Raw genomic sequence first — 11,380 nt, forward strand, 5'->3', positions numbered from 1 at the left:
GAGCAGGCAGCCGGCCAAATCGTGTTCGAGTCCAAGGTCAGCGGTCTCCAACGCATCGACCATGTGGTGCCCAACAAGAGCGGCGACGGCTTCTTCGCAGTGCAGGGCGAGATGACCGACCCGGCGATGCAGCGGGTTTTTGTGGATCGCAGCCAAGCGCAGAATCAGCCGTTGGAAAACAGCAGCCGGCAAGCGGCCGAGGAAAGCCAGCGTCAGGCCACCCAGGTGCAGACCCAGGAAACTGCTTCGCGCTCGATGTCCATGTAAGTCGGGCGTATTGGTCGTTGCACTTCAGCGAGCTGGTACATCGCCAAGGCGGTCAGGAATGTCCGCCTTGGCTCTATTTCCTGCGACCTGCGCGAAGAGATCGCGATCTTCCAGTGGGAGTTACTGCAGCGTACGACCGCCTGGGTCGGTATGGTGCGCTCACGGTATTGGCGCTGTGGATCTTCATCCAGGGCTACCGCATCGTCACCGGCCAGTCGCGCGAAGCGGCGATGGGCTTGGTGGTCACGGCGTTGCGCGCCGCGCTAATCATTGGGTTGGCAACGAGCATGGCCAAGGGCTCGCCGCAGCTGTATTGGACCCTGACTGACGGCATCAGTTCAGCGATTACCAAGACAGTCACAGGTGACTCCGATAGCCCCTACAAGTCGATCGACCAAAACCTGATGCTGATGCAGATGGCGCTGGCCGGGTTGGATCAGATCAAGACGGGCGGCGATAAAGAAAGCGAAGACGCCAAGAACCGGGCGCGCTGGTTCACGGGCATCGGCATGGCAGGCCCTGGCGTGGTGGCCGGCTCAATGCTGTTGTTGAACAAGCTGGCGATGGCGCTCGTGGTCGGGTTTGGACCATTGTTCATCCTGTGCCTGTTGTTCCAGGCGACCAAGTCGCTGTTCAGCAAATGGCTGCTATATGGATTAGGCACCATCTTTTCATTGTCTGTGCTGACCTTTACCGTGAGCTTGGCGACCAAGGTGGTTGGAGCGGTAGGTGTGGCGTTTCTTGCGAAGTGGGCGGTCAGCGGCGGCAATGGTGAAGGCATCAGCAGCATGGCGCTGCAGCAGGGAGGAGTGGGCTTGGTGTTGACGACATTGATCCTGACCGCACCGCCAATGGCGGCCGCTTTCTTCCAGGGCACCTTGGGCCAGTTCGCCCCATATTCGGCGATTGGGTCGTTGGGCTCGTCGGATGCAGCGTCTAACGCTAATCGGCAGGGGCCAAATGCGCAGATGAATCCCCCGGCTAGAGAAAACCACGATTCGGGATCTGACCACGGCCGCAGGAATAACACAGTCCGGGTCGAATCACCTTCACAGGAGCAGCTTGCAGGCAGCCGTGGTATTGCTCAGAAGTGAAATCGACTATTGAATGGTGAAAGTGATGACTATCTCTTGGGCTAAGTTCCCCATATTGTTGTTTTTTCTGCCTGCGTTTAGCACTTTAGCGCAAACGCGGTGCCCAGTAGGTGTCCAAATGGGAAGTATCCAATGCATTCCAGATTCACCCGAGATGCAAGAACAACAAGCCCCCGCTTCTAAACCTACTGGTGAGTGGATTAAGACATGGGGAGCTATAGCAGGTTCAGACTCTACAGGTGAGTCAGGGGTAGTTGTCGGTAAGTTATCCCAAGAGGATGCTAAGAACTCTGCGCTTCATCAGTGCTCTTTAGGCGGGGCTTCTGATTGCAAAATTGACTTCGTTTACAAGAACCAATGTGCAGCCCTTGTTTCTAGCGATACTAAAAGTTTCTCCCAGGGTTCCGCTACAGAAGAGCGTGCGGTTGATCTGGCTAAAGGTAGGTGTGAGAAAAGTGGTGGCAAGGAGTGTAGATTGATGTATTCCGGATGCTCTGATCCAATATTTAAGAAATATTGATGGAAGGATTTTTTATGTCGGAGCGTGCACTAACCAGAGCTGTGGTGGGGACGCTATATTTAGCTTGCCTTGTCTCGGTCGCAGCATGTAGTCCTAGTAATGCGCCGTCTGTAAATGCTGGCGAATCGCAGTCGCCCGCTGAAGGTCAAGCTGGTAAAAAGACTGAATCCTTATTGGAAAAGGACTTGAAAGTGCCGTCAACTGTCAATGCCACGTTCAACGGTCAGGGCGAGATAAACGTAGAGATTGGCGGTATTTCTGTTTCAGTTAAGACGCAGGGCTGCAGCGAAGATGGTCCAGGGATCATGCTATGCAACCGTTCGCCGGTTGTTGAGGTGGCATTTCCAGAAATCAAGTCAATTGCTCTTGAGCCTGAATCACTGTATTTGGATAGTAATTCGACGTTCTATCATGGTCCGCTAGACGAGACTTACAAGAAAAACCGCCACTCAATTATTCTGGCCGATATCAATGGCGATGGACATGAGGACTTAGTGCTTTGGTCTGGTAAAGAGGGTAATTATGGCGGTCCCTCTTACAGTGTCTATCTTTTTGACGCCGCCCAACAACGTCTCGTTTTCAATCAATCGCTGTCCGATATCACGGTAATGGCCAATGGTCTTTTCTCCGTGGAAGGGAATTTGCTGACTTCCACTTCGGGGGATGGATGCTGTATCCATGTTTTCGATACATACGAACTCAATAAGAACGAGCCGGTGTTGATAGAGCGGGTAACCGAAGACACGAATGACCCGGCTAACCCGAAGAAGAAGATCGAGCGGCTTCAGGATGGCGAAATGAAGGAGGTGTCCAACTAGGAAGTGATTGGTGATTTGTAGTGAGTACATGCAACGCATCTTCGGATATGCAATGCCGATCGATGCAACAACAAATTCTAATGAAATGCACGTACGGAGAATACTATGAGTGATGGACGTGGTCGGAGCACCGAAGGCTTTGGTGTGGATCGAGAATCTTCCGTTAGATTGATCGTCAAAACCGCGCTTGAGAACGGTGTAACTGATCCAAAGCAAATATCGTACATGTTGGCGACGGCTCAGCATGAGACGCGTAACTTTAAGGCGCCTGAAGAAGATTTCGGGCGTAGCCAAGCGCGCAAGCTTGGATATAGCGGCGGTGAAGAATTTTACGGCCGTGGCTACGTGCATCTTACGCACGACTACAATTATGCGAAGTTTGACAAGTTGCTCGGCCTAAATGGCGAAATGGTCCGTAATCCAGATTTGGCGAAGGATCCAGAAATCGCCGCAAAGGTGTTGGTTGTTGGTATGCGCGATGGCTTGTTTACCGGCAAGCCTCTTGATCGCTACATTGATGCTGATAGCCACGACGTCTACAACGCCAGGCGTGTAGTAAATGGTGTTACGCCCAGTAAACCTTGGAGTATTGAAGCAGCCAAAGACTGCCAAAGGCACGCAGAAAGTTGGGAGCGTCGTGTTCCTGATTTGATCGAGAGCGTCAAGCGCGATGGTGTTGATCTCAAAGCCAGCATAGCGCCCGGTTCTACCTCCCATCACGCCGTGAAATCGCACGATGGCAAACTAGAACAGGGCGAGCGCGGTGAGTCGGTGAAGCAGCTGCAAGGCCAGCTTGCACAGCTTGGCGCAACCGGCCGCGACGGCAAGCCGCTGCACCCCGATGGCGACTTCGGCGGCAACACAAAATACGCCGTCGAGCAATTCCAGCACACGCATGGTTTGCAGGTAGATGGTGTGGTGGGTAACCAGACGCAGGCAGCCCTGGGGAAGGCACTGTCGCAGCAAACGGCCAAGCAAGCCGAGCAGACGGCTGCTCCCGCTGTGCAGGCACGGTCAGCATCTGTTCTCCTGCTGTCCGACCCTCGTCATCCAGATAACGCGATGTACAACGGAGCAGTGGGTAAGCTCGAAGCGCTAGGCGAGCGTGGGGGCTTTGCCAACCGCAAAGAGCTTGAGCAAGCAGCTGGTCAGATCGTGTTCGAGGCGAAAGTCAGTGGGCTCGAACGCATCGATCATGTGGCACCGAACAAGAGCGGTGACGGTTTCTTCGCGGTGCAAGGCGAGATGACCGATCCGGCGATGCGCCGGGTTTTTGTGGACCGCGACCAGACGCAGAGCCAATCATTAGAAAACAGCTCCCGACAAGCGGCCGAGGAAGGCCAGCGCCAGACGACACAGGTGCAGTCTCAGGTGCAAGAAACCGAGGCGCGTAGCAGGGCGATTTGATCGTGCCTTAGGGGTCAACCTATGACCTTGGCATTTGACATAAGCATTGCCAAGGTCATCTTGTCTGCACGTGAAGATCTTGCAGCGACGGGATCGACATTTTTCAGTGGACGCTACTGCAGCGCACCTCGGCCTTGATTGGCATTGTGTCTTTGACGGATTGACGCTGTGGGTCATGTTCCAGGGGTATCGCATCGTGACCGGCCAGTCTCGCGAGGCGGCGATGGGCTTGGTGGTCACGGCGCTTCGCGCGGCGCTGATCATCGGATTGGCGACCAGCATGGCGCAAGGCTCTCCGCGTTTGTATTGGACGCTAACAGACGGGATCAGCTCGGCGATCACCCGGACAGTGACGGGCAGCTCAAAGAGTCCCTACGAGGCGATCGACAAGAATCTGATGCTGATGCAAGTGGCGATGTCGGCGTTGGATCAGATCAAGACGGGCGGTGATGAAGAGAGCAAAGACGAAAAAGACCGGGCTCGGTGGTTCACCGGCCTCGGAATGGCCGGTCCAGGCGTTGTTGCCGGCTCGATGTTGCTACTCAACAAACTGGCAATGGCGCTGGTGGTAGGGTTCGGTCCTCTGTTCATCCTGTGCCTGCTGTTTCAGGCGACGAAGTCATTGTTCAGCAAATGGCTGCTATATGGATTGGGCACTGTGTTTTCGTTGTCGGTGTTGACCTTCACGGTGAGCTTGGCGACCAAGGTGGTCGGCGCAGTGGGCGCGGCCTTCGTCGCAAAGTGGGCAATGAACGGGTTTACGGGCGAAGGCATCAGCAGCATGGCGCTGCAGCAGGGAGGATTAGGACTGGTGTTAACGACGTTGATCATCACGGCACCACCAATGGCAGCAGCCTTCTTCCAGGGCACGCTGGGCCAGTTCACGGCGTACTCGGCGCTGGGCCAGCTGGATCGGGCAGGTCAGTCGCCGGCAGCTGGGCGGCCTTATGAGCCTGGGGCGCCGGAGCGTGAAACCACAAGGCCTAGAGACAGAGATGAGGCCCGCGTTAACAGCGGCGTCCGCTCAGAGTCTCCATCGAATCAAGAAAACGCTACCGGTAGTCGTGGCCTTGCGAAGAATTAATCAAACTTTTTGAAGGTCTTTCAATGAATCGTTTTCGATTATTCATCATTATGAATATGTTTTTATCTGGCGTTGCATACGGGCAAACTGCATGTCCCGTCGGCGTAGCACCAGGTAGTCCGCAATGTGGGCCTGACTCGGGCACATCAAGAGGCGATATTCCGGATCCACCGCCTAGGCCTACGGGCGAGTGGCTAAAGACGTGGGGTGCAATTGCTGGATCAAACTCCACAGGAGAGACTGGCGCCGTTACTGGTAAACTCACTCGTCAGGAAGCCGAAAAAAGAGCCATTCAGTTGTGTGCAGAGGGCGGAGCTCCTGATTGCAAGGTAAATTTAACTTACAAGAACCAATGTGCGGTGTCGGTTTCTTCGGATAAGAAGAGTTTTTTTCAAGGCGCTGAAAGTAAAGAAATTGCGACAAATCTTGCCATGAAGGATTGTGAAAGTTATGGTGGTGGCAAGTGCGCCATTATTTATTCCGGATGTTCGGATCCGATATTTAAAAAGTACTAAATCGCATTTAATTTTTTGAATGCTGTGATCGTTCCAAAAAACTTCTTATATTTTCTATCGCTGTAATGTGTAGATATTCTGGTTGGGCCTAAAATGCCATCAAAGAGCAAGTTTTTTTACCTTCTGGTTTCTGTTGCTGTGTTGTTAGGTGCATGCGAAAGTGAAGCGCCTAGTCAAAAAGTGAGTGCTAACTTTCGGGAAAGGAAAACAGAGGCGCAGCAACCCGAAGTTAAATCTATGCCTCAGGTTGATGAATTGCAAGGACTAAGACAAATGACGCCGCTCCATCAGGTCGTCTCACTACTTGTCACTCAAGATAACGCTCCTTGGTCAAGCTTCGATGGCGCTAGTAAGGTGCATTGGCGAGAAGCTTCGCCGCAGTCAAATCCCGATAGCAACAGTCCGGAGAACTTTCGTTTCCGAGAAGGTACTCTCCTTCTTGACGGTTTCGGCATGGTTGACGTGTCTGATGGAAATCAAGGTGCAGAGGCGGGAGTGAAGAAAGTTAATGAGGGCGAGTCAGGTATTACCCTTAGCGGAGATTCGCAGAATGTGCACTCGATTGCGGTAAAGAAGTTTTATGTTAGTCCTGATTATACTGATGTAGTAAAGCGCCAGTTGCCCTCTGCAACGTCACTTCGGTTGATTGCGGGAGATTGCGCCGCAGACTTAGGAGAGGATGTCCCTGACACTCAGACGAAATTTTTCGAAGTGGTTCTCGATGGTCATCAACTATTCCTAGAAGCGTATGTTGACGACGGCGAGGGTTCGCGTGGACCTGGCTACACCACTTTTTTGTTTACCAAAGAAAAGCCCAAAAAGAAGATAGAAGAGTTGCAATGTAAGGCGCGTTAACCGCAGCATCCGGCACCGCTAGATGGTGGTGCATTACCTAACCGTCATATCCAGAGGACATGAAACATGGCTGATAGACGAGAAAAAGCGGCGGCCACCGCTCAGGCTTATAGCCAAGGGAATATTGCTGGTCTTGATGACCATGCTACGCGTAGGTTGATCGCTTCAACTGTCATGACAGAAAGTAATGGCGGGGATCTATCGATAACTAATAAGCAAGGTTATGTCGGCCGATATCAAGCGGGTGCTGGTTGGCTTGCGGATGCATGATATATCGATAGTGAGAAGCTCAACTCTGCAATGCGGGATGCTGGTTTCGATCCGGAAAAGGTTCGGGGTGCAGAGTGGAAATGGGCTACCAGTGGTGGAATGGCAAAGTTTCTTGAAGATTCGTCCAATTGGAAAGATGGACTAAATCTTCAAAAATACAAGGGTTCTGCGGAGTTACAGGACGGCGCCTTTAAGATAAATAGTGATAAGTCGTATCGTCAGGCAGTGCGTGATGGGGTGCTCGATAGCGACGACAGTCCAACAAAAGTAGCCGGGTTCTTGAAGGCTCGTCACATCTCAGGTTACGGCGGCGCGCGCGCAGCGATAACTGGTGGACGAGAGTTTAGCGACAGCAACGGCACCAGCAACTACGACTACATGCACGACATCACACGTAATCGTGATGGAATGGATCAATACATGCAGCCGGGCCGTTCGCATGCCATGCATACAAATACCTCTGCTGTGCCTCAGCAGCCGAAGCGCGATGCATCGCATGACGGCAAACTAGAACAAGGCGAGCGCGGCGAGCAGGTGAAGCAGCTCCAAGGCCAACTTGCTCAGCTTGGCGCTGTCAGCCGCGATGGCAAGCCATTGCACGCGGATGGCGATTTCGGCGGCAACACAAAATATGCGGTCGAGCAATTCCAGCGCCAGCAAGGGTTGCAGATAGACGGCGTCGCAGGTCAGCAGACCCAGGCCGCTTTGGCTAAGGCGTTGACCCAGGGGACATCCAAGCAACCTGAGCATACGGCCGCGCCTGCTGCGCCGGCACAGGCAGCGTCCAGCCCCTTGTTGTCTGACCCTCGCCATCCCGATAACGCGATGTACAACGGTGCAGTGAGCAAGCTCGAGGCGCTGGGGGAACGTGGCGGCTTTGCCAACCGCAAGGACCTCGAGCAGACAGCAGGCCAAATCGTGTTCGAGTCCAAAGTCAGTGGTTTGCAACGCATCGACCATGTGGTGCCCAGTAAGAGCGGTGACGGCTTCTTCGCAGTTCAGGGCGAGATGACCGACCCGGCGATGCAGCGGGTTTTTGTGGATCGCAGCCAAGCGCAGAATCAGCCGTTGGAAAACAGCAGCCGGCAAGCGGCCGAGGAAAGCCAGCGTCAGGCCACCCAGGTGCAGACCCAGGAAACTGCTTCGCGCTCGATGTCCATGTAAGTCGTGCGTGTTGGTCGTTGCACTTCAGCGAGTTGGTAAATCGCCAAGGCAGTCAGGAATGTCCGCCTTGGCTCTATTTCCTGCGACCTGCGCGAAGAGATCGCGATCTTCCAGTGGGAGTTACTGCAGCGTACGACCGCCTGGGTCGGTATGGTGGCGCTCACGGTATTGGTGCTGTGGGTCTTCATCCAGGGCTACCGCATCGTCACCGGTCAGTCGCGCGAGGCGGCGATGGGCTTGGTGGTGACGGCGCTGCGGGCAGCATTGATTATCGGGTTGGCGACGAGCATGGCCAAGGGTTCGCCCCAGCTGTATTGGACCCTGACCGACGGAATTAGCTCGGCGATCACCAAGACAGTCACAGGGGACTCAGATAGCCCCTACAAGTCGATCGATCAGAACTTGATGCTGATGCAGATGGTGTTGACAGGTCTGGACCAGATCAAGACGGGCGGCGACGAAGAAAGCGAGGACTCCAAGAATCGCGCACGTTGGTTTACCGGCATCGGCATGGCTGGGCCTGGAGTGGTTGCAGGTTCGATGCTGCTGCTGAACAAGCTGGCGATGGCGCTGGTGGTTGGCTTCGGCCCCCTGTTCATCCTGTGCCTGCTATTTCAGGCCACGAAGTCGTTGTTCAGCAAATGGCTGTTATACGGGCTAGGCACTATGTTCTCGTTGTCGGTGTTGACCTTCACCGTGAGCTTGGCAACCAAGGTGGTTGGAGCGGTGGGTGTGGCGTTTCTTGCGAAGTGGGCACTCAATGGCGGTAGCGGCGAAGGCATCAGCAGCATGGCGCTGCAGCAGGGAGGACTGGGCTTGGTGTTGACCACATTGATCATCACGGCACCACCAATGGCAGCAGCCTTCTTCCAGGGCACGTTGGGCCAGTTCACGGCGTACTCGGCGCTGGGGCAGTTGGATCGGGCGAGCCAGGACGGCAGCGGTGGACGGCCGCAGACGCCAGCTGCGCCGGCTAGAAACACTGAAACTCAGAACACCCACCAGTCAACAGGTGGGCGTACTGCTTATTCCGATGCTCCATCTGACAGTAATAACCAAACTGGTAAGCTTGGCAAAGCCGCTACTTGAGGTTAAAGGCGTTATGAAGAAATTTTCTGTGACATTTTCTGTCCTGCTGCTTTTGGGTGCATTTTCTATTGAAGCTCTTGGCCAAACTGCTTGCCCGGCTGGAGTTGCACCAGGAAGTCCGCAATGCGGTCCCGACTCTGGTACTTCAAGAGGAGGTATTCCAACTCCTCCACCTAGGCCGACAGGAGAATGGATTAAAACATGGGGCGCTGTTGCCACCTCTGAAAGCGGTGATTCGGGGGTGAGTTCTGGGCGTATAACCAAAGACCAAGCGGAAAATGACGCAATTGCGAGTTGCGAAGGTCTAGGCTCAGGTACCTGCAAAGTGAGTATGGCTTTCTTTAATCAGTGCGTTGCTGCAGCAGACTCTGGACAAGGTGAAGGTTCTATTTTTAGTGCTGCTAGCATAAGGCAGGCTTCCCGATTAGCAATGAGTCAATGCGAGGAAAAATCGAAGCGCCAGTGCAGAATTACACTATCAAAATGTACTGATCCAATATTTAAAAAGTACTAATATTTGAAAAGTGCTTAAATAATTTAAGTGGGAGCCTGGGTGATTAATTCTTTGCGAAAGCTATCCGCAGTTTTGATGTTCAGCGGTTTTCTGTTGCTGGCGGCGTGCAACCGGGAGGCTACTCCAGAGAAAGTAGCTGACGCGTCCTCAAGTAGACATGAAAATTTGCAGGAAAATCAAAGTAAGCCCGTGTCGCAGACCAAGAATTCAGGAGAGAAAGAACGAATGACATCGCTTTATGAGGTGGTTTCGTTACTTGCTGCTCGTAGCGGTGCGCCTTGGGCGAGCTTCGATGCGGTTCCCGGTCTGCAATGGAGGGATGCCTCCCCGAAAGTTAATTCCGATAGCACTGACCCACAGAATGCGCAGTATCGCAGCGGGACCTTGCTGCTCGATGGATTCGGCGCGGTAGATGTGCCGGATGGCCAGGGTGCCGAGGTCGCGCCCAAGCAAGCCAATGAAGGCGAGTCAGGCATCACGCTCAATGGCGATGCGCACAGTGTGCAATCCATTGCAGTGAAGAAGTTCTACGCTAGTCCAGAGTATGCCGAAGTCTTGAAGCGCCAGTTGCCGGCGGCTACATCGGTGCGATTGATCGCAGACAAGTGTGGGGGAGACGATGACGGTGGGCCTGATTCATTGCAGACCAAGTTCTATGCGATCGGTCTTGATGCAGGTGAGGCATTTGTAGAGGCCTATCTGGATGATGGTACAGAAACGCGTGGGCCAGGCTCCACAACGTTCGTTTTTACGAAAACCAAGCCACAAAAAAGAATTCAAGCGCTGCAATGTAAAGAGGCGTGAAATAGTCATCCCCAGGCACCAGTAGAAGGCTGGTGTTTTTCCTAACCGTCATATCCAGAGGACATGCATCATGGCTGATAGACGAGAAAAAGCGGCGGCCACCGCTCAAAGCTACGATCAAGGCAACGTCGCGGGTCTCGATGACGCAATGACGCGTCGTCTGATTGCATCAACCGTCATGACCGAAAGTAATGGCGGCGATTTGCAGATTACTAATAAACAGGGTTACGTCGGTCGTTATCAAGCAGGGGCAGGCTGGTTAGCCGATGCGGGATATGTAGATCGTGCCAAGCTCAACGACGCGATGACCGATGCCGGTTTCGATCCACAAAAGGTACGTGGTGCGGAATGGAAGTGGGCGAGTAGCGGCGGTATGACGCGTTTTCTTGAGGACTCCTCTAACTGGAAGAACGGGTCGAGCCTTGAGCAATACAAGTCATCGGCCGCATTGCAGGATGGTGCGTTCAAGATCAACAGCGACAAGGCTTATAGCCAAGCGATCCGCAATGGCGTGTTGGACGAAGGTGATGATCCAGCCAAGGTGGCAGGCTTTCTGAAAGCCCGCCATATCTCAGGCTACGGTGGTGCGCGCGAAGCTGTCACTGGCGGGCGGGTCATCAGCGACAGCAACGGCACCAGCAACTATGACTACATGCACGACATCACACGTAATCGTGATGGAATGGATCAATACATGCAGCCGGGCCGTTCGCATGCCATGCATACAAATACCTCTGCTGTGCCTCAGCAGCCGAAGCGCGATGCATCGCATGACGGCAAACTAGAACAAGGCGAGCGCGGCGAGCAGGTGAAGCAGCTCCAAGGCCAACTTGCTCAGCTTGGCGCTGTCAGCCGCGATGGCAAGCCATTGCACGCGGATGGCGATTTCGGCGGCAACACAAAATATGCGGTCGAGCAATTCCAGCGCCAGCAAGGGTTGCAGATAGACGGCGTCGCAGGTCAGCAGACCCAGGCCGCT

The 11,380-nt window shown here is 54.0% G+C and carries 10 protein-coding genes and 3 pseudogenes; all 13 read left to right on the forward strand.

What is annotated here, in order from left to right; genetic code table 11:
* On the forward strand, window positions 1–267 hold a 267-nt coding region (locus tag XpruCFBP8353_RS22580), incomplete at its 5' end, for an XVIPCD domain-containing protein (RefSeq protein WP_101365207.1).
* A 39-nt stretch (window positions 268–306) separates the two neighbouring features.
* Window positions 307–1,361 (forward strand): annotated as a pseudogene (locus XpruCFBP8353_RS22585) (type IV secretion system protein).
* 154 nt (window positions 1,362–1,515) lie between these two features.
* Window positions 1,516–1,881 (forward strand): DUF4189 domain-containing protein, encoded by a 366-nt coding sequence (locus tag XpruCFBP8353_RS22590; protein WP_243391196.1) that lies wholly within the window; start codon window positions 1,516–1,518, stop codon window positions 1,879–1,881.
* Window positions 1,881–2,699 carry an FG-GAP repeat protein gene (locus XpruCFBP8353_RS22595; RefSeq protein WP_243391195.1) on the forward strand — a complete coding sequence of 273 codons (819 nt, stop codon included), beginning with the start codon at window positions 1,881–1,883 and terminating at the stop codon, window positions 2,697–2,699. The genes XpruCFBP8353_RS22590 and XpruCFBP8353_RS22595 overlap by 1 nt, the downstream gene beginning before the upstream one ends.
* Window positions 2,700–2,804: 105 nt before the next feature.
* Window positions 2,805–4,106 carry a peptidoglycan-binding protein gene (locus XpruCFBP8353_RS23280; RefSeq protein ID WP_108723597.1) on the forward strand — a complete coding sequence of 434 codons (1,302 nt, stop codon included), beginning with the start codon at window positions 2,805–2,807 and terminating at the stop codon, window positions 4,104–4,106.
* A gap of 92 nt (window positions 4,107–4,198) precedes the next feature.
* A pseudogene (locus XpruCFBP8353_RS22610) lies at window positions 4,199–5,190 on the forward strand (type IV secretion system protein).
* Between the two features lie 23 nt (window positions 5,191–5,213).
* Window positions 5,214–5,705, forward strand: a complete 492-nt coding sequence (locus XpruCFBP8353_RS22615; RefSeq protein WP_101365208.1) for a DUF4189 domain-containing protein — start codon at window positions 5,214–5,216, stop codon at window positions 5,703–5,705.
* 93 nt (window positions 5,706–5,798) lie between these two features.
* Entirely contained in the window at window positions 5,799–6,560 is a 762-nt protein-coding gene (locus tag XpruCFBP8353_RS24140; protein WP_101365209.1) for a hypothetical protein, read from the forward strand.
* A gap of 174 nt (window positions 6,561–6,734) precedes the next feature.
* Window positions 6,735–7,994: pseudogene (locus XpruCFBP8353_RS22625) on the forward strand (XVIPCD domain-containing protein).
* A 39-nt stretch (window positions 7,995–8,033) separates the two neighbouring features.
* Complete coding sequence (locus XpruCFBP8353_RS22630; RefSeq protein ID WP_407071323.1) at window positions 8,034–9,083, forward strand: type IV secretion system protein; 1,050 nt, start codon at window positions 8,034–8,036, stop codon at window positions 9,081–9,083.
* A gap of 13 nt (window positions 9,084–9,096) precedes the next feature.
* On the forward strand, window positions 9,097–9,597 hold the full coding sequence (locus XpruCFBP8353_RS22635) for a DUF4189 domain-containing protein (RefSeq protein WP_101365211.1): 501 nt from the start codon (window positions 9,097–9,099) through the stop codon (window positions 9,595–9,597).
* Between the two features lie 39 nt (window positions 9,598–9,636).
* Window positions 9,637–10,401: a hypothetical protein gene (locus XpruCFBP8353_RS24430; RefSeq protein ID WP_244298204.1), complete on the forward strand. Its 765-nt coding sequence runs from the start codon at window positions 9,637–9,639 to the stop codon at window positions 10,399–10,401.
* Window positions 10,402–10,549: 148 nt separating this feature from the next.
* On the forward strand, window positions 10,550–11,380 hold an 831-nt coding region (locus tag XpruCFBP8353_RS22645), incomplete at its 3' end, for a peptidoglycan-binding domain-containing protein (RefSeq protein WP_133125697.1).

Origin of the sequence: Xanthomonas prunicola (genome assembly GCF_002846205.1) — a bacterium.
GTDB classification, from domain to species: Bacteria; Pseudomonadota; Gammaproteobacteria; order Xanthomonadales; family Xanthomonadaceae; genus Xanthomonas; species Xanthomonas prunicola.